This is a genomic window from Streptomyces sp. NPDC031479 (assembly GCF_055581065.1).
Map to the genome: position 1 here is coordinate 244,594 of NZ_JBVIKC010000002.1, position 17,194 is coordinate 261,787.

At 73.2% G+C, this 17,194-nt stretch carries 17 protein-coding genes; 11 read left to right on the forward strand and 6 right to left on the reverse strand.

From position 1 onward, the window contains the following. Entirely contained in the window at window positions 1-765 is a 765-nt protein-coding gene (locus tag ACZ5D2_RS03680) for an N-acetyltransferase (RefSeq protein ID WP_371679360.1), read from the forward strand. Window positions 766-774: 9 nt separating this feature from the next. Here the strand turns inward: ACZ5D2_RS03680 and ACZ5D2_RS03685 are convergent, their stop codons facing one another. Further along, window positions 775-2,022, reverse strand: coding sequence for an MFS transporter (locus tag ACZ5D2_RS03685; RefSeq protein WP_468926967.1), 1,248 nt, complete (start codon window positions 2,020-2,022; stop codon window positions 775-777). Between the two features lie 89 nt (window positions 2,023-2,111). Here ACZ5D2_RS03685 and ACZ5D2_RS03690 point away from each other — a divergent pair, with 89 nt between their 5' ends. The 6 genes from ACZ5D2_RS03690 (at window position 2,112) to ACZ5D2_RS03715 (ending at window position 7,582) form a co-directional block, all read left to right on the forward strand. Then, window positions 2,112-2,681, forward strand: coding sequence for a CGNR zinc finger domain-containing protein (locus ACZ5D2_RS03690; protein ID WP_468926970.1), 570 nt, complete (start codon window positions 2,112-2,114; stop codon window positions 2,679-2,681). A gap of 82 nt (window positions 2,682-2,763) precedes the next feature. Further along, a complete protein-coding gene (gene argC, locus ACZ5D2_RS03695; RefSeq protein ID WP_468926973.1) occupies window positions 2,764-3,792 on the forward strand; it encodes an N-acetyl-gamma-glutamyl-phosphate reductase in 1,029 nt (342 codons plus the stop codon). After that, window positions 3,789-4,946, forward strand: a complete 1,158-nt coding sequence (gene argJ / locus ACZ5D2_RS03700; RefSeq protein WP_371679364.1) for a bifunctional glutamate N-acetyltransferase/amino-acid acetyltransferase ArgJ — start codon at window positions 3,789-3,791, stop codon at window positions 4,944-4,946. The genes argC and argJ overlap by 4 nt, the downstream gene beginning before the upstream one ends. Next, on the forward strand, window positions 4,943-5,851 hold the full coding sequence (gene argB / locus ACZ5D2_RS03705; RefSeq protein ID WP_266838065.1) for an acetylglutamate kinase: 909 nt from the start codon (window positions 4,943-4,945) through the stop codon (window positions 5,849-5,851). The genes argJ and argB overlap by 4 nt, the downstream gene beginning before the upstream one ends. Next, on the forward strand, window positions 5,848-7,038 hold the full coding sequence (locus tag ACZ5D2_RS03710) for an acetylornithine transaminase (protein ID WP_371679365.1): 1,191 nt from the start codon (window positions 5,848-5,850) through the stop codon (window positions 7,036-7,038). The genes argB and ACZ5D2_RS03710 overlap by 4 nt, the downstream gene beginning before the upstream one ends. A gap of 7 nt (window positions 7,039-7,045) precedes the next feature. After that, window positions 7,046-7,582: an arginine repressor gene (locus ACZ5D2_RS03715; protein WP_371679366.1), complete on the forward strand. Its 537-nt coding sequence runs from the start codon at window positions 7,046-7,048 to the stop codon at window positions 7,580-7,582. An 18-nt stretch (window positions 7,583-7,600) separates the two neighbouring features. On the opposite strand, the gene ACZ5D2_RS03720 is transcribed toward ACZ5D2_RS03715, so the two are convergent. Together ACZ5D2_RS03720 and ACZ5D2_RS03725 are read right to left on the reverse strand one after the other, a co-directional pair. Beyond that, window positions 7,601-8,287: a L,D-transpeptidase family protein gene (locus tag ACZ5D2_RS03720; protein WP_371681334.1), complete on the reverse strand. Its 687-nt coding sequence runs from the start codon at window positions 8,285-8,287 to the stop codon at window positions 7,601-7,603. Window positions 8,288-8,348: 61 nt separating this feature from the next. Next, window positions 8,349-9,797, reverse strand: a complete 1,449-nt coding sequence (locus ACZ5D2_RS03725) for a hypothetical protein (protein WP_371679367.1) — start codon at window positions 9,795-9,797, stop codon at window positions 8,349-8,351. Between the two features lie 274 nt (window positions 9,798-10,071). Between ACZ5D2_RS03725 and argH the strand changes: the two genes are divergently transcribed. Beyond that, window positions 10,072-11,499 carry an argininosuccinate lyase gene (argH, locus tag ACZ5D2_RS03730; RefSeq protein WP_371679368.1) on the forward strand — a complete coding sequence of 476 codons (1,428 nt, stop codon included), beginning with the start codon at window positions 10,072-10,074 and terminating at the stop codon, window positions 11,497-11,499. A 65-nt stretch (window positions 11,500-11,564) separates the two neighbouring features. On the opposite strand, the gene ACZ5D2_RS03735 is transcribed toward argH, so the two are convergent. Both ACZ5D2_RS03735 and ACZ5D2_RS03740 read right to left on the reverse strand, forming a co-directional pair. Further along, a complete protein-coding gene (locus tag ACZ5D2_RS03735; RefSeq protein ID WP_371679369.1) occupies window positions 11,565-11,984 on the reverse strand; it encodes a hypothetical protein in 420 nt (139 codons plus the stop codon). 233 nt (window positions 11,985-12,217) lie between these two features. Further along, complete coding sequence (locus ACZ5D2_RS03740) at window positions 12,218-12,751, reverse strand: HAD domain-containing protein (protein ID WP_468926981.1); 534 nt, start codon at window positions 12,749-12,751, stop codon at window positions 12,218-12,220. Window positions 12,752-12,841: 90 nt separating this feature from the next. Here ACZ5D2_RS03740 and ACZ5D2_RS03745 point away from each other — a divergent pair, with 90 nt between their 5' ends. From ACZ5D2_RS03745 to ACZ5D2_RS03755, 3 genes are all read left to right on the forward strand, one after another. After that, window positions 12,842-13,393 carry a TetR/AcrR family transcriptional regulator gene (locus tag ACZ5D2_RS03745; protein ID WP_030233780.1) on the forward strand — a complete coding sequence of 184 codons (552 nt, stop codon included), beginning with the start codon at window positions 12,842-12,844 and terminating at the stop codon, window positions 13,391-13,393. Next, window positions 13,390-14,934, forward strand: coding sequence for an MFS transporter (locus ACZ5D2_RS03750; protein ID WP_371679371.1), 1,545 nt, complete (start codon window positions 13,390-13,392; stop codon window positions 14,932-14,934). Before ACZ5D2_RS03745 ends, ACZ5D2_RS03750 begins: the two co-directional genes overlap by 4 nt. 69 nt (window positions 14,935-15,003) lie before the next feature. Beyond that, a complete protein-coding gene (locus ACZ5D2_RS03755) occupies window positions 15,004-16,479 on the forward strand; it encodes a membrane-associated oxidoreductase (RefSeq protein ID WP_468926984.1) in 1,476 nt (491 codons plus the stop codon). Between the two features lie 5 nt (window positions 16,480-16,484). On the opposite strand, the gene ACZ5D2_RS03760 is transcribed toward ACZ5D2_RS03755, so the two are convergent. Continuing rightward, window positions 16,485-17,192, reverse strand: coding sequence for a lysophospholipid acyltransferase family protein (locus ACZ5D2_RS03760; protein WP_371679374.1), 708 nt, complete (start codon window positions 17,190-17,192; stop codon window positions 16,485-16,487). Between the last annotated feature and the right edge of the window lie 2 nt (window positions 17,193-17,194).

Consider the following 17,194-nt stretch of genomic DNA (forward strand, 5'->3'; position numbering starts at 1 on the left):
ATGACCGCCATAGTGATCACCTCCCTCGCCCGCCGCCCCGAGCTGGCCGCCAGGCTCTGGGACATGGAGGACTCCTGGCCGGAGTTCGCCGGCCACGACTCCCTGGCCTGGCTGCTCTACCCGCGCATGGTCGCCGAGTTCCCCGAGTACGTCTGGATCGCGACCGAGGGGGACACGGTGGTGGCCCGGGGCTTCAGCCTGCCGTTCGCCTTGCACACCCCCGAGCGGGCGGGCGTGCTGCCCGCGCAGGGCTGGGACGCGGTCCTCATGTGGGCCTTCTCCGACCAGCGGCGCGGGATCCGGCCCGACACGGTCAGCGCCATCGAGATCTCCGTCGCCACCGGCCGGCAGGGCGAGGGCCTCTCCGGCCGGATGCTGGCCGCCATGCGCGAGGGCGCCCGCGCCGCCGGGTTCGCCGAGCTGGTGGCCCCGGTCCGGCCCAGCGGGAAGCCGGCCGAGCCCGCCACGCCGATGGCGGAGTACGCGTACCGGACCCGCGAGGACGGGCTCCCCTACGACCCGTGGCTGCGGGTCCACGTGCGCGCCGGGGCGGTCATCCACGGGGTGGCGCCGCTCTCCATGACCGTCAACGGCACGCTCGCGCAGTGGCGGGAATGGACCGGGCTGCCCTTCGACACCCCGGGTCCGGTCCTCGTGCCCGGTGCGCTGGCGCCGGTCCACTGTGAACCGGAACGCGACTTCGCGGTCTACGTGGAACCGAACGTGTGGGTCCGCCACCCGCTGGACGGCTCCGACGGCTCCTGACGCCGCGGACTACGACGCCGGTCGGCCCGCTCCCGACCGCACCGGCAGGCCCCTGGTGAGCGGCCCCACCACCAGGGGCTGCGCGGCCGCGAGCGCGAGGCACAGGGCCGCGGTGCCCGCCCACAGGGTGCCGGCGCCGGCCCGTTCGAGCAGCTGGGTGGCGGTGACCGGGGCGGCGACCGTGGCGATGCCCCAGCTGATGCCGTACGCGGCGAGGTAGCGGTCGGTGCCGCCCGGCGGCGCCAGGCCGGCCACGACGCCGAGGACCCGGGCCAGGACCAGCGTCTCGCCCACGCTCAGCACGGCGGTGGCGGCCAGGAACGCGGGCAGGCCCCGCGCCGTGGCGTAGCCGGCCAGACCGGCCGCCAGCAGGGCGTAGCCGAGGGCCATGGCCGCGGGGTCGGGCAGCGCGGCCAGGCGGCGCAGGCGCAGCGCCGGCTGGACCGCGACGACGGTCACGGCCGAGGCGGTGAACAGGAGCCCGGCGTCGGCGGGTCGCAGGCCGCGGTGGCCGAGGGTGAGCGGGAGCGCCATCACGATCTGCATGGACACGAGCGCGAACGCGGTCCCGGAGGTGAACATCGCCCAGAGACCCCGGTCCCGCCAGGGCCGCACGGGTCCGCCGCCGTCGCCGCCCGCGCCGTCGCCGCCCGCGCCGTCGCCGCCCCCGCCGTCGCCGTTTCCGTCGTCCCGTGCGGCGTGCGGGCCCCGGGGGCCGTCGGCCGGCAGGGCCAGGCGCAGGGTCAGCGCGCAGGCAAGGCAGGTGAGCGCGTCGACGACGAACAGCCAGCGCAGGTCCCACCGGCCCAGCCCCGCCGCGATCAGACCGGCGCCGGTGCCGCCGACGGCCAGTGCGGCGTTGAGCGCCCCGTAGGCGCGCACCCGGTCGGCCGGGCCGACGGCGTCGGCGATCAGCGCCTGGCTCGGCGGCTCGTACAGCTCGAAGGACAGGCCGAGCAGGACCGCGAAGACGGCCACCGCGGCGAGGGAGCCGGCGGCGGCGATGCCCAGCTGGGCGAGGGCGCAGCCGACGAGTCCCAGCACGATCGTGCGGCGGCGCCCGATCCGGCCCGCCAGCCGGCCGCCCGCCACCCGGGAGGGGATCGTGGCGAGGCCGAAGCCCCCCGAGACCAGGCCCGCCGTCGTCGTGCCCGCGCCGAACTCGGTGCCGATCAGTACGGTCAGGAAGGGCAGGGAGAAGGCGCCGAGCCGGTTGATCGCCCGCGCCGCCACCAGCAGCCATACGGTCCGCGGCATGACCCCACCTCTCGCGTAACTGTCGTATCGAGTAATGTCGGTTACGGACGCCATGGACGCTAGCGATCGAAGGGGTGACTGGTCAAGTGATGTTCGACAGTCACGTAGCGGTACTGCTGGAACAGGCGGTGGCGCTCGTGAACGTCCTGACGGACGGAGAGGCGCGCGGCCGCCCGTATGCGGCTCCGCGCGGGGCGGAGCTGCCCGCCGCGATCGAAGGGGCGGTCCCGCGCGTCGCGGCGTCACTGCCGCGCGCCGTCGACGCCGCGCAGGCGGACTACTTCGTCGGCGCGGCCCGGCGCATGCGCGAGGTCTTCCGGTCGATGCAGGATGGGGATGTGGACGCCGCGGCCGTGACCGTGAACGACCTGCTGCGCGACACCGGGGCCCGGCCGAGGCTGGACCGGACCGGGGGTGAACCGTGGCAGATGCACTTCCACGGCCCCGACGACTCCTTCGCCGCGGGCGTCAACGCGGGCAGCGCCACCGCGCTGGCCCTGGCGGTGGGCGGCGGCCTCGCGGGCCGGCTGGGCGTGTGCCGGGCCGACCGGTGCGACCGCGTGTACGTGGACACCTCGCGCAACGCCGCCCGCCAGTTCTGCTCCACCGCCTGCCAGAACCGCACCAAGGCCGCGGCCTTCCGGGCCCGGCGGGCCTGAGGCGCCGGGAGGAGGAAGATCGCAAGGCGATTGCATAAAAGTGCAGCCCTACGTATAGTCATGCCATCGAGGAGGAGGTCCGATGGTGGTACGTGTAGCGGTGGCCGGAGCGAGCGGATACGCGGGCGGTGAGGTCCTGCGCCTGCTGCTCTCGCACCCCGAGGTCGAGATCGGCGCGCTGACCGGCCACTCCAACGCCGGACAGCCCCTCGGCGGGCTGCAGCCCCACCTCGTCCCCCTCGCCGGCCGGACCCTGGAGGCCACCACGCCCGAGGCCCTCGCGGGCCACGACGTCGTGTTCCTCGCCCTGCCCCACGGGCAGTCCGCGGCCGTCGCGGCCCGGCTCGGCGACGACGTGCTCGTCGTCGACATGGGCGCCGACCACCGGCTGAAGGACTCCGCCGACTGGGACCGCTTCTACGGCGCCCCGCACGCCGGGACCTGGCCGTACGGCCTGCCCGAGCTGCCCGGACACCGCGCCGCGCTGGCCGGCACCAAGCGGATCGCCGTCCCCGGCTGCTTCCCCACCGCCGTCTCGCTCGCGCTCTACCCCGCCTACGAGGCGGGACTCGCCGAGCCCGAGGCCGTGATCGTCGCCGCCACCGGCACCTCCGGCGCCGGCAAGGCCCTCAAGCCGCACCTGCTCGGCTCCGAGGTGATGGGCACCGTGACCCCGTACGGGGTCGGCGGCGTCCACCGGCACACCCCGGAGATGGTGCAGAACCTCTCCCCGTTCGCCGGGGAGCGGGTGTCCGTCTCCTTCACCGCGAACCTCGTCCCCATGCCGCGCGGCATCCTCGCCACCTGCTCGGCGAAGGCCCTCCCCGGCACCACCGCGGAGTCGCTGCGCGCGGCGTACGAGAAGGCGTACGCGGACGAGGCCTTCGTCCACCTGCTCCCCGAGGGCGTGTGGCCGACCACCAAGTCCGTGTACGGCTCCAACGCCGTCCACCTCCAGGTCGCCCACGACGAGTCCGCCGGCCGGATCATCGCGATCAGCGCCATCGACAACCTGACCAAGGGCACCGCCGGTGGCGCGGTGCAGAGCATGAACATCGCGCTCGGGCTCCCCGAGACGCTGGGTCTTTCCACGATTGGAGTCGCGCCGTGAGCGTTACGGCTGCACAGGGGTTCACGGCGGCGGGCATCGCCGCCGGGATCAAGGCGAACGGCAATCCCGACCTGGCCCTCGTGGTCAACGACGGGCCGCGTCTGGCCGCCGCGGGCGTGTTCACCTCCAACCGGGTCAAGGCCGCGCCCGTCCTGTGGTCCGAGCAGGTCCTGCGCGGCGGTGCCGTCAGCGCCGTCGTCCTGAACTCCGGCGGCGCCAACGCCTGCACCGGCCCCCGGGGCTTCCAGGACACCCACGCGACCGCCGAGAAGGCGGCCACCACCCTGGGCGGCGGACACAACGCCGGGGAGATCGCCGTGGCGTCCACCGGCCTGATCGGCGTCCTGCTCCCCATGGACAAGCTGCTGCCGGGCATCGAGACCGCCGCGGCCGCCCTCACCGCCGACGGCGGCGAGGCCGCCGCCATCGCCATCAAGACCACCGACACCGTGCACAAGACGGCCACCGCCACCCGGGACGGCTGGACCGTCGGCGGCATGGCCAAGGGCGCCGGCATGCTCGCCCCGGGCCTGGCCACCATGCTCGTCGTCCTCACCACCGACGCCGACCTGGACAGCGCCACCCTCGACCGGGCGCTGCGCGCCGCCACCCGGACCACCTTCGACCGGGTCGACTCCGACGGGTGCATGTCCACCAACGACACCGTGCTGCTGCTGGCCTCCGGGGCCTCCGGCGAGGTACCGGCGTACGAGGAGTTCGCCGAGGCCGTACGGACCGTCTGCGACGACCTCGCCCGCCAGCTCATCGGCGACGCCGAGGGCGCCAGCAAGGACATCCGCATCGAGGTCATCGGCGCGCTGACCGAGGACGACGCCGTCGAGGTCGGGCGCTCCATCGCCCGCAACAACCTCCTCAAGTGCGCCATCCACGGGGAGGACCCCAACTGGGGCCGGGTGCTCGCCGCGATCGGCACCACCCAGGCCTCCTTCGACCCCGACCGGCTGAACGTCGCCATCAACGACGTGTGGGTGTGCAAGAACGGCTCCGTGGGCGAGGACCGCGATCTGGTCTCCATGAAGGGCCGCGAGGTCCGCATCACCGCCGACCTGGCCAACGGCGGCGAGTCCGCCGTGATCTGGGGCAACGACCTGACCGCCGAGTACGTCCACGAGAACAGCGCGTACAGCTCATGAGCACCGCGAGGAGGCACACCGCGCTGCCCAAGGCCGAGATCCTCATCGAGGCCCTGCCGTGGCTCACCCGGCACAACGGCAAGATCGTCGTCATCAAGTTCGGCGGCAACGCCATGATCGACGAGGACCTGAAGGCCGCCTTCGCCCAGGACGTGGTCTTCCTGCGCCAGGCCGGCCTCAAGCCGGTCGTCGTCCACGGCGGCGGCCCGCAGATCAACGCCCAGCTGGACAAGCAGGGCCTGGTCAGCGAGTTCAAGGCCGGTCTGCGGGTCACCACCCCCGAGGCCATGGACGTCGTCCGGATGGTCCTGGCCGGCCAGGTCCAGCGCGAGCTCGTCGGGCTGCTCAACCAGCACGGGCCGCTCGCCGTCGGCATGACCGGCGAGGACGCCCACACCATCACCGCGACCAAGCACAGTCCCGAGATCGAGGGCGAGCTCGTCGACATCGGCCGGGTCGGCGAGATCACCGCCATCGACACCGGCGCGATCGAGGCGCTGCTGGCGGACGGCCGGATCCCGGTCATCTCCTCCATCGCGCGCAGCGCCGACGACCACCACGTGTACAACGTCAACGCCGACACGGCCGCCGCGGCGCTCGCCGCCGCGCTGGGCGCCGAGACGCTGATGGTCCTCACCGATGTGGAGGGCCTGTACGCGGACTGGCCCAACAGCGACGAGGTCATCAGCAGGCTCACCGTCAGCGAGCTGGAGAAACTGCTGCCGGAGCTGTCCAGCGGCATGGTGCCCAAGATGGAGGGCTGCCTGCACGCGGTGCGCGGCGGGGTGGGCACGGCCCGCGTGATCGACGGACGGGTCCAGCACTCGATCCTGCTGGAGATCTTCACCGACGAGGGCATCGGCACCATGGTCGTGCCCGACGCCCAGGGAGGGGCACGGACATGACGGGCAATCAGGACTACGCCGCCCGCTGGCAGCACGCACTGACCAACAACTACGGCACCCCGCCGCTGGCCCTCGTACGGGGCGAGGGCGCCCAGGTCTGGGACGCGGACGGCACGCAGTACACCGACTACGTCGGCGGGATCGCGGTCAACGCCCTCGGCCACGCCCACCCGGCGATCGTCGAGGCCGTCACCGCCCAGATCTCCACCCTCGGCCACGTCTCCAACCTCTACGCCTCCGAGCCCGTCATCGCGCTCGGCGAGCGGCTGCTCCAGCTCTTCGGCCGCGCGGGCCGGGTTTTCTTCTGCAACTCCGGTGCCGAGGCGGTCGAGGCGGCCTTCAAGATCGGCCGGCTGACCGGGCGGACCCACATGGTCGCCACCGACGGCGGCTTCCACGGCCGGACCATGGGCGCCCTCGCGCTCACCGGCCAGCCGAAGAAGCAGGCCCCCTTCCTGCCCCTGCCGGGCGAGGTCACCCACGTCCCGTACGGCGACGTGGAGGCCCTGCGGGCCGCCGTCACCGAGGAGACGGCGATCGTCGTCATCGAGCCGGTGCAGGGCGAGAACGGGGTCGTCGTCCCGCCCGCCGGGTACCTGACCGCCGCCCGCGAGATCACCCGCGCGACCGGCACCCTGCTGGTCCTCGACGAGGTGCAGACCGGCATCGGCCGCTGCGGCCAGTGGTTCGAGCACCAGGCCCACGAGGGCGTCGAACCCGACCTCGTCACGCTCGCGAAGGGGCTCGGCGGCGGTCTCCCGATCGGCGCGGTGGCCGCCTTCGGCCCGGCGGCCGACCTGCTCCAGCCCGGCCAGCACGGCACCACCTTCGGCGGCAACCCGGTCGCCTGCGCGGCCGGCCTCGCGGTGATCGACACCATCGCCGCCGACGGCCTGCTCGACCGGGTCAAGGCACGGGGGGAGCGGCTGCGCTCCGGAATCGAATCCTCCGGTCATCCCCTGGTCTCCCACGTCCGCGGGTCCGGCCTCCTGCTGGGTATCGTGCTGACGGAGCCGCTCGCGCCGAAGGTGCAGCTCGCGGCTCAGGAAGCCGGATTCCTGGTCAACGCGCCCGCCCCCGACGTCGTACGGCTGATGCCCCCGTTCGTCATCACCGAGGCCGAGGTCGACGCGTTCGTCCGGGCGCTGCCCGGCATCCTCGACGAAGCGGGACGATCCGGAGAATGAGACGACGATGAGCCAGGCGCAGGAACCCGAGCAGAACGGTCCGTCCGTCCCGCAGACGCGTACCGCCCGCCACCGCCGGATCGTGGACATCCTCAACCGGCAGCCGGTCCGCTCCCAGAGCCAGCTGGCCAAACTGCTCGCCGACGACGGGCTGAGCGTCACCCAGGCGACGCTCTCCCGCGACCTCGACGAGCTGGGCGCGGTCAAGATCCGCAACACCGGGGGCGAGCTGATCTACGCGGTCCCCAGCGAGGGCGGCTTCCGCACCCCGCAGGCCCCGCTCGGCGAGTCCGCGAAGGAGGAGCGGATGCGTCGCCTCTCCGGCGAACTGCTGATCTCGGCGGAAGCCTCCGCGAACCTCGTGGTCCTGCGCACCCCGCCGGGCGCGGCCCAGTTCCTGGCCTCGGCGATCGACCAGGCCGAACTCCAGGCCATCCTGGGCACCATCGCGGGCGACGACACCCTGATGCTGATCAGCCGCGACCCGGCGGGCGGCCAGGCCCTGGCCGACCACCTCCTGCGCCTGGCCCAGAAGGAGGGCTGACCCGGCCCGCCCAGCGGCCTAGTACCGGGTCACCGTCAGCGGGCCGGAGTCCGTGCCGATCGCGATGTGGGGGTGGCGGCGGGGGTTCGCCCAGCGGAGGAGCTCGCGCATCGACCGCTCCGGTACCGAGACGCAGCCGGCGGTGGCGCCCTTGCCGTTCACGTGCAGGAAGATGCCCGCGCCCCGGCCGTGCACGGGCCGGTCGTAGTTGAAGGCGACGACCAGCGCGTGCGCGTACTGGGTCCGGTACGTGATCAGGTGCTCCGCCTCCCCGGGCGCGCAGTCGGCGGGCAGCGGCTCGGTCCAGCGGTTGTAGCTGCCCGAGGCGTTGTCCTGGCACCACCAGGAACGGTCCGTCACCCGGCGGTAGCGGTAGGCCGTACCGGCCGGCGCGCGGGCGGTGCCGAAGGCGTACGGCAGCTCGAACAGGCCCGTCGGGGTGGTGTCGGTGCCCTGGGTCCGCGTCGCGCCCTCCGTCAGGCCGTTGGCGCCGAACCGGGCGGGCGCGGAACCCGCCTCGTACCAGCGCCCGGCACGCCGGTCCCACCAGGTCAGCCGGCCCGTCGTGGACCCGGGCGCGGGCGCGACGGCGGTGATCAGCTGACTGCCGCCGCCGGTGTCGGCGAGGCGGGCGGGCAGCGGTTCCGGGCCGTACGGGAAGAGCCCGGCGAGGATCAGCGAGCCCGTGAGCAGAGCGGTACGCAGCACATGTCAGACGGTACGGCCGACGGGGGCCGCGGCGGCGCAGGCAGGCCGTCGAAGGGCGTCACAGCCGCAGCCGGTCGACGGACAGGAGCCGGGCCGACCGCGCCAGGAGCGCGCCGAGTTCCGCTTGGTGCGCCTCCCCCTCGTCGAGGGTGCTGAGCCAGTTCCAGTCGAGCACCCGGCTGCGCGCCCGCCGGCTCAGGCCCGGGTCGGGGTCCGTCAGCATGGCGACGCAGGACCGCAGTTCGGCGCTCCCGCCCCGGCCTTCCAGCAGCCGGAACGCCGCCCTGCGGGTGTGCGCGGGCCACTCGGGGCCGGTCCGGGCGGCCAGCGTGGCGGGGTCCAGCCGCTCGGCCGCGGGGAGCAGGCAGAGCGCGGCCTCACGGGCCACCGACGCCGAGGGGTCCTCCAGCATCGCGAGCAGGACCGCGTCCTCGACGGTGAGGCCCAGCCCGTGCAGTGCGGCCAGGGCGGCGGCCCGTACCGCGCCGTCGGGGTGGTGCAGCAGGGGGAGCAGCAGCGGCCCGTCGGCCTGTCCGGCCACCTCGCGGAAGCCGGTCACCGCGTACCCGCTCACCCGGTCCGGGTCCGTGACGAGCTCGCGGCAGTACGCGTACGGGTCGCCGCCGTTCTGCCGCAGCAGCCAGCGGGCGCAGGCCCGGACCTGGCCGGCGCGGTCCGCCAGGTGGTCCACCGCCTCGGCCGACCGCCCGGCCCGGCGCAGCGCGGTGACACCGGCGGCCCGTACCGCCGCGAAGCGGGAGCCGAGGAGGGCGTCGACCGCCTCGTCGTCCGGCCCGTCGGCCCCCATCGCCGCCAGGGCGGCGTCGGTCCACATCCGGCCCGTCACCGGGTCGGGCTCGGCGGCGGCCTGCCGGGCGGTCTCCCGCACGCCGAACCGCCCGGCGGCGAGGGTGACGCGGGCGCCGAACCGGCGGATCGTCAGGTCGGCGGACCCGCGCAGGCGCTCCAGGAGGCGGTCGCGCTGCTCGGGCGTCAGCGCGTTCCAGCTCCACGTCGTACAGGGCCGTCCGGGGCGCCACCAGGCGGCGAGGAGGGAGTAGCGGCCGGACAGGGCCGCCTCCAGCTGCTCCACCGCCCAGGCGCCGTGCTCACGGCCGCCCAGCCGCAGGATGAACGGGGCGATGCCGATCAGGACCTCGGCGGGATACCGGGCCACCACCCTGCCGAGGACCCTGCGGGCGCGGTCGCGGACCTGCGGGACCCAGTCGGCGCACCGGATCAGGACGAGCGGCAGCGGGGGGTTCCGCCATGCGGCGAGCGCGGCCGCGCGCACCCGCCCGTCGGGGTGACACAGCCGGACCTCCAGCCGCTTGCCGGCGATCTCCGCGCTGTGGGAGCGCAGGAGCCGGCGCATCTCCTCGTCGAAGGCGGTCCAGGCTTCCGGCCCGTTCCCGGCGAGCCTGCCCGCGACGGGGGAGGTGTCCCCGCGCAGCAGCCCCCGGGCCACGGCGCGCCCCCATGACGCGTTCTCGCCCGCGCTCCACATAAGTCCTCCCCGGTTGCTCCGCCGCCGATCGTAGGCGGCCGCAGGCGGGCCGCGCTCCCGATATACGGGCTGGTCAGCGGTGGGGCACCAGGCATCGATTGACGAAACATACGGAGCAATGCATAGTTATGCCTACGCTGCGGCCGGTCACGACGGCGCGTCGCATCGCGCCGTGAATCGTTTGACGCTGTACCGAGACGGCCTCTCCGCTTCCTGGCTTCCTGCGCGCGGCCGGGAGGCCGTCGCACCACCACCCTCATGAGGAGCAGTAGTTGTGAGCAGCAACAACGGTGACGTCCGGCTCTGGGGCGGCCGGTTCGCCGACGGGCCCTCCGAGGCCCTCGCGAAGCTGTCCGCGTCGGTCCACTTCGACTGGCGCCTGGCGCCCTACGACATCGCCGGCTCGCGCGCCCACGCCCGCGTGCTCGCCAAGGCGGGTCTGCTCACGGCCGAGGAACTCGACCGCATGATCGACGGCCTGGACCGGCTGGAGGCCGACGTGGCCGACGGCTCCTTCGTCGGCACCATCGCCGACGAGGACGTCCACACGGCCCTGGAGCGGGGCCTGCTGGAGCGGCTCGGCGCCGAACTCGGCGGCAAGCTGCGGGCCGGCCGCTCGCGCAACGACCAGGTGGCCACCCTCTTCCGGATGTACCTGCGCGACCACGCGCGGACCATCGGCGGCCTGATCGCCGACCTCCAGGACGCCCTGGTCGGCCTGGCCGAGGCACACGCGGACGTGGCGATGCCGGGCCGGACCCACCTCCAGCACGCGCAGCCGGTGCTGTTCGCCCACCACGTGCTGGCCCACGTGCAGTCCCTGTCCCGGGATGCCGAGCGGCTGCGGCAGTGGGACACCCGGACCGCGGTCTCCCCGTACGGTTCGGGCGCCCTGGCCGGCTCCTCCCTCGGTCTGGACCCGGAGCAGGTGGCCGCGGACCTGGGCTTCGAGCGGGGTTCGGTCGGCAACTCGATCGACGGCACGGCCTCCCGCGACTTCGTCGCCGAGTTCGCCTTCGTCACCGCGATGATCGGCATCAACCTGTCCCGGATCGCGGAGGAGATCATCCTGTGGAACACGAAGGAGTTCTCCTTCGTCACCCTCCACGACGCCTTCTCCACCGGCTCGTCGATCATGCCGCAGAAGAAGAACCCGGACATCGCGGAGCTGGCGCGCGGCAAGTCGGGCCGCCTCATCGGCAACCTGGCCGGCCTGCTCGCCACGCTCAAGGCCCTGCCGCTCGCCTACAACCGCGACCTCCAGGAGGACAAGGAGCCCGTCTTCGACTCCTGCGACACCCTTGAGGTGCTGCTGCCGGCCTTCACCGGGATGATGGCGACGCTCACCGTCAACCGGGAGCGGATGGAGGAGCTGGCGCCCGCGGGCTTCTCCCTCGCCACCGACATCGCGGAGTGGCTGGTCAAGCAGGGCGTGCCCTTCCGGGTGGCGCACGAGGTGGCCGGCGAGTGCGTCAAGGTCTGCGAGGCCGAGGGCATCGAACTCGACGAGCTCACCGACGACCAGTTCGTGAAGATCTCGGAGCACCTGACCCCCGAGGTCCGCACCGTCCTCAACGTCGAGGGGGCCCTGGCCTCCCGCAACGGCCGCGGCGGCACCGCCCCGTCCGCGGTCGCGGTCCAGCTCACCGAGCTCAAGGCCGACCTGGTCATCCAGCACGCCTGGGCGATCCACAAGCAGTAGTCCCGAGCGTTCCCGCGGGGGCGGGGGAGCCGGCCGGTTCCCCCGCCCCCGCGGTGTCGCGGGGATCAGCAGACGACGTTGACCGAGAACGGCCGGTCGCTGTCGACGGCCGCGGTGCCGCCCGCGGACGGCGTGGCCGTGCGGATGAAGAGGGTGTTCCCGTTCACCTGGCCGACCAGGATGGACGAGCTGCCCGGCCCGGGGTCGTTCCCCCCGTTGGTGTTGATGGTGCCCAGTAGGGCGCACCCGTTGAGGCTGCCGGACGTGGTGATGTTGTAGCGGCCGATGCCGAACTTGTTGATCCCCGTGATGCCCTGCCCGCCCAGGACCTGGCCGTTCGCGGCGACCCTGGCCCACGCGGTGGTGACCGCCGCGGCCTGCGCGGTCCGGCGCGGTTCGGCCGAGGCCGACGACACGGCGACCGCGCCGCCGATGGTGAGGGCCATCACCGCGGCCCCGAGGGCCAGCTTCCTGGATCCGTTCATGGTTCTCTCCCTGCCGAAGAAATGAATCGGTGCGGGTGGCCCACCCCGGGTGAGGGCCCACCGGGCAGGACTCTCCTCCCTCCCCGGCCCGTGGCAGAAGGCCTCACGGCGACAGTCACTCCAAATGATCAAGCCCGCCCCGCATGCGTACGCTCGCTCGACGGGCTAGTCGTGCCCGGCGGCCGTTGACGGTCCCGCATGATCGCGCCCGGTTACGGGTATCGATGACCGAATCACCGTCGGTCGCCGCCGGGTGCGGGCGGGGCCCAGTCCGCCAGCAGCTCGAAGTCGCTCCCGACCAGGCCGATCCGCGCGTCGATGCGGAGCAGCAGGGCCCGTGCCGGGTGGCGCCGGTCGACGTACTCGTGGTCCAGGGCCGTGATGTCGTCGTCGATCCAGGCGAAGGGGCGCGCGCCCGCGTACTCCAGGAGGTACTGGGTCTTCCAGAAGGTCCCGCGCGGCGCCCGGCCGTGCATCACCGGCCAGTCGACGAAGGGCAGCCGGGGCAGCCCCAGGTGCGGGCCTATCCAGTCGTTCGCCTCGTCCTTCCAGGTCGTGGCCCAGACGAGCTCGTAGCGGTCCGTGAGCGCGAGCAGCCGCTCCCCGTGGGCGGGATTCAGCCAGACGCGCAGTGGCTTCGTGCTCTCCGTCTCCCGCCAGCCCGTCGGCCGCATCCGGTGGGTGGCGTACCCCTCCGGGCGGCGCTGCGCCTTGGCCGCGTAGGGGTTCAGGGGTCCGTCGACGTCGATCAGCAGCAGGGGCTTCATGTCCTCAGGTTTCCTCTCCGGCTGTCCGACGGGCAGCTCATTTTTCGATTCGGTGAGACAGTGACGTCTCATCCGGGGTATGCTTGTCTCATGGCCATGGATCGTGACCAGGTGCTCCGCGACGCGGCCGCCCTGCTTTCCCGCAAGTCGACCGCCACGATGGACGAGGTCGCCCGCGCCGCCGGGATCGGCCGCGCGACCCTGCACCGGCACTTCGCCGGGCGGGACGCCCTCGTACGGGCCCTGGAGGAACTCGGCATCCGCGAGTTCGAGGTGGCCTTCGACAACGCCCGCCTCGACGAGGGCACGGCGGTGGAGGCGCTCAAGCGGCTCGTCGCCCAGGCGGAGCCGAACGCCGAACTGCTGGCCTTCCTCGTCACCGAGAACCAGCTCTTCGAGGGCGACCAGGTCAACGAGGGCTGGGCCCGCCTCGACGCCCGGGTCGGCGCGCTCTTCCGGCGCGGCCAGCAGGAGGGCGACATCCGGATCGACCTGAGCCCCGCCTGGCTCACCGAGGCCCTCTACGGCCTCATCGGCACCTGCGCCTGGGCCGTGATGGACGGCCGGGTCGCCGCCAAGGACTTCCAGTACATGATCACCGAGCTGCTGCTCGGTGGCGCACGACGGAGCGTGGAGCAATGAGCCGTACCGAACAGCTGAACCGGCAGACGGAGGTGGAGGGGCAGAGCCGCGGGCGGTGGCTCGCACTCTCCGTGCTCGTCCTGGCCGTGCTGCTGGTCGCGGTGGACGCCACCGTACTCGGTCTCGCCACCCCCTCCCTCAGCGAGGACCTCAAGCCGTCCGGCACCCAGCTGCTGTGGATCGGCGACATCTACTCCTTCGTCATCGCCGGCCTGCTCGTCTCCATGGGCTCCCTCGGCGACCGCATGGGCCGCAAGAAGCTGCTGCTCGTCGGCGCCACGGCCTTCGGGGCCGTCTCCGTGCTCAACGCGTACGCGAGCAGCCCCGAGATGATGATCGTGGCCCGCGCCCTGCTCGGCGTGGCCGGCGCGACCCTGATGCCGTCCACCCTCGCGCTGATCCGGAACATCTTCCAGGACCCCCGCGAGCGCAGCCTCGCCATCGGCATCTGGGGCGCCACCGCCTCGGCCGGCGCGGCCGTCGGACCGGTCGTCGGCGGAGCCCTGCTCCAGCACTTCTGGTGGGGCTCGGTGTTCCTCATCAACCTCCCCGTGATGATCGCCCTGGTCCTCGTCGGCATCAAGCTGCTGCCCGAGTCCAGGAACCCGGTCGCCGGCCCCTGGGACCTGGTCAGCGTCGCCCTCTCCCTCATCGGCGTCATCGGCGTGGTCTACGCCGTCAAGGACGTCGCCACCCACGGCCTCACCTGGGGCGTCTGGGCCGCCGCCGTCATCGGCGGGGCCTGCCTGTACGCCTTCGTGCGGCGCCAGTTCAGCCTGCCGTCGCCGCTGCTCGACATGCGGCTCTTCCGGCACCGCGGCTTCTCCGGCGCGGTCCTCGCCGACCTGCTCACCGTGTTCGGGCTCTCCGGACTGGTCTTCTTCCTCTCCCAGTTCCTCCAGCTCGTGCAGGGCCGCGACCCCCTGGAGGCCGGACTGGCCGAACTGCCCGCCGCCATCGGCGCGGTGGCCACGGGCCTGGTCGCGGGCCGCTACGCCCGCCGGTACTCGGTACGCGTCATCGTCACCGGCGGCCTCGCCGCGATCGGCCTGGCCCTGGGCGCCCTCACGGTGATCCACAAGGAGACCGGCTACCCGCTGCTCGGCGTGGCCCTGCTCGTCGTCGGCCTCGGCGCGGGGTTCTCCTTCACCGTCACCGCCGACGTGATCCTCTCCAGCGTCCCCAAGGAGCAGGCCGGTTCGGCCTCGGCCGTCTCCGAGACCGCGTACGAACTCGGCGCCGCCCTCGGCATCGCCCTGCTCGGCTCCGTGGTGACCGGCGTCTACCAGTCCTTCACCGCCCCCGCCTCCGTGCCCGCCCCGCTGGCCGGCGCGGCGCACGAATCCCTCGGCGGGGCCGTGGAGGCCGCCAAGGCCCTCGACCCGCAGACGGGCGCGCAGATGGTCGGCGCCGCCCAGGACGCCTTCGTGGACGGGCTGCGGCTCGCCTCCGGCGTCGGCGCGGCCGTCCTGCTCGCCACCGCCGCGGCAGCCTGGTTCCTGCTCAAGGGCCAGGAACTGCAGGACGGCGTCGAGCACTGACGTACCGCCAGGGGAGCGATTTCCGGCCGTGGTTGACATGGCATCGACGGCCGGGACACCATCCCGGCGATGGAGATCACCGATCTGACCCCGGCCGAACGCCGTGTGTGGGAAGCCTTCCCGCGCGGCGACGGCGTCGACTTCAGGGAACACCCCGAGGACAGCTCCGTGGACGGGGCCGGATGGGGCCCGGAGCGCACCGTCCGGGCCGAGGTGCTGCGGGCCCTGCTGCTGGGCGCCGGCCCCGCCGAGGAGGGCCGGGTCGCCGGACTGAAGATCAAGGGCGCGCGGATCGTCGGCAAGCTCGACCTCCGGTACGCGGTCGTCGACCACGCCATCCGGCTGCGCGACTGCTGGTTCGAACGCAAACCCCTGCTGTACGGGGCCCAGCTGAAGGCGCTGGTCCTCGGTTACTCCACCCTCCCGGGCCTCACCGCCGCCACGGTCCGCGTCGACGTGGTCCTGCGGCTCTCCTGCTGCCGGATCAGCGGCCCCGTACGCCTCCAGGGCGCCAAGCTGGCCGGCGGCCTCTTCCTCCAGGGAGCGGTGATCGGGCCGACGGCGGGCGACGAGGCGGACGAACCCCCGCTCCAGCTCAACCACGTCGAGGTCGGCACCGACATCATCGCGAACGACCTGACCGTCCACGGCCAGCTGCGCCTCAACGGCGCCACCGTCGGGGGCCAGGTCAGCCTGGACCGGGCCCGCCTGCTCGCCCCCGGCGGGATCGCGCTGCACGCCGAGACGCTGACCGTCGGGACGGACCTGCGGGCCCAGCGGATGGAGGCCCACGGGATGGTCAACCTCACCGGCTCCCGTATACCGGGCCAGCTCAACTTCGCGTACGTCACCTTCGTCAACCCCGACGGCGTCGCCCTGCGCGCCTCCAGCTGCGCCGTCGGCGAGATGTGGCTGCGCAACTGCCCGCCCGTCGAGGGCCTGGTCAACCTGCGCCGCTCCCACTTCGACATGCTGCACGTGCCGAGCGCCACCTGGCCGGAGAAGATCCGCATCGACGGCCTCAGCTACCGCACCCTCGCCCCCCACCTGCCCGCCGAGGAGCGGCTGCCCGCGCTGGAGCGGGAGGAGTCGGGCTACCTCCCGTACGCCTACGAACAGCTCGCCGCGGCCTACCGCATGGCGGGGGACGAGGCGGCCGCCCGGACCGTCCAGCTCGCCAAGCTGCGGCGCCACCGCCGCACCCTGCCCCCGCACGGGCGGCTGTGGGGACAGCTCCAGGACGTCACCGTCGGCTACGGCTTCCGGCCGCTGCGCGCGGCGGGCTGGCTGCTGGCGCTGCTGCTCGTGGGCTCGGTCGCCTACGCCCTGCACGCGCCCCGGCCGCTGAAGGCGGGGGAGGCGCCGGACTTCAACGCCGTGTTCTACACGATCGACCTGATGCTGCCGATCATCGGCTTCGGCCAGGAGTCCGCCTACGCGCCGGCCGGCTGGTACCAGTGGCTGTCGTACCTGCTGATCGTGACCGGCTGGGTCCTCGCCACCACCACGGCGGCGGGCGTCAGCCGGTCACTCCAGCGGCAGTAGGGGCGCTACGCGGCCTTCGCCTTGGTGGCGTACATGTCCACGTACTCCTGACCCGACAGGCGCATGACCTCCGCCATCACCGAGTCGGTGACGGCGCGCAGGACGTAGCGGTCGCGGTCCATGCCCTCGTAGCGGGAGAACTCCATCGGCTCGCCGAAGCGGACGGTGACCCGGCCCGGTCGCGGCATGCCCGCGCCGCCCGGCTGGAGCTTGTCGGTGCCGATCACCGCGAAGGGGACCACGGGGGCGCCCGTCATCAGGGTGAGGCGGGCGATGCCGGTGCGGCCCCGGTACAGGCGGCCGTCGGGGGAGCGGGTGCCCTCGGGGTAGATGCCGAAGATCTTGCCCTCCTCCAGGATCCTGCGACCCGTCATCAGCGCGGCGACTCCGCCGTTCGCGCCGTCGCGGTCCACGGGGATCATGCCGGCGCCGGTGAAGAACCAGGCCATCAGGCGTCCCTTGAGGCCCTTGCCCTTCACGTACTCGTCCTTGCCGATGAAGTGGACCGTGCGGTCGCACACCAGCGGCAGGATCATCGAGTCGATGAAGGTGAGGTGATTGCCCGCCAGGATCACCGGGCCGGTGCCCGGAATGTTCTCGATGCCCTCCACCCTGGTGCGGATGATCAGGCGAATGACCGGTCCGACAGTGGCTTTGATGAGCGCGGTACGGAACAACGTGAGCCCTCCGGCATCGAAAAGCGGCTTTCGCACCA

Bases quoted from the DNA above. Each gene is read 5' to 3' on its own strand.
- ACZ5D2_RS03680 (WP_371679360.1), top strand. From the start codon at position 1: ATGACCGCCATAGTGATCACCTCCCTCGCCCGCCGCCCCGAGCTGGCC.
- ACZ5D2_RS03685 (WP_468926967.1), bottom strand. From the start codon at position 2,022: ATGCCGCGGACCGTATGGCTGCTGGTGGCGGCGCGGGCGATCAACCGG.
- ACZ5D2_RS03690 (WP_468926970.1), top strand. From the start codon at position 2,112: ATGTTCGACAGTCACGTAGCGGTACTGCTGGAACAGGCGGTGGCGCTC.
- argC (WP_468926973.1), top strand. From the start codon at position 2,764: ATGGTGGTACGTGTAGCGGTGGCCGGAGCGAGCGGATACGCGGGCGGT.
- argB (WP_266838065.1), top strand. From the start codon at position 4,943: ATGAGCACCGCGAGGAGGCACACCGCGCTGCCCAAGGCCGAGATCCTC.
- ACZ5D2_RS03710 (WP_371679365.1), top strand. From the start codon at position 5,848: ATGACGGGCAATCAGGACTACGCCGCCCGCTGGCAGCACGCACTGACC.
- ACZ5D2_RS03715 (WP_371679366.1), top strand. From the start codon at position 7,046: ATGAGCCAGGCGCAGGAACCCGAGCAGAACGGTCCGTCCGTCCCGCAG.
- ACZ5D2_RS03725 (WP_371679367.1), bottom strand. From the start codon at position 9,797: ATGTGGAGCGCGGGCGAGAACGCGTCATGGGGGCGCGCCGTGGCCCGG.
- ACZ5D2_RS03735 (WP_371679369.1), bottom strand. From the start codon at position 11,984: ATGAACGGATCCAGGAAGCTGGCCCTCGGGGCCGCGGTGATGGCCCTC.
- ACZ5D2_RS03740 (WP_468926981.1), bottom strand. From the start codon at position 12,751: ATGAAGCCCCTGCTGCTGATCGACGTCGACGGACCCCTGAACCCCTAC.
- ACZ5D2_RS03745 (WP_030233780.1), top strand. From the start codon at position 12,842: ATGGCCATGGATCGTGACCAGGTGCTCCGCGACGCGGCCGCCCTGCTT.
- ACZ5D2_RS03750 (WP_371679371.1), top strand. From the start codon at position 13,390: ATGAGCCGTACCGAACAGCTGAACCGGCAGACGGAGGTGGAGGGGCAG.
- ACZ5D2_RS03755 (WP_468926984.1), top strand. From the start codon at position 15,004: ATGGAGATCACCGATCTGACCCCGGCCGAACGCCGTGTGTGGGAAGCC.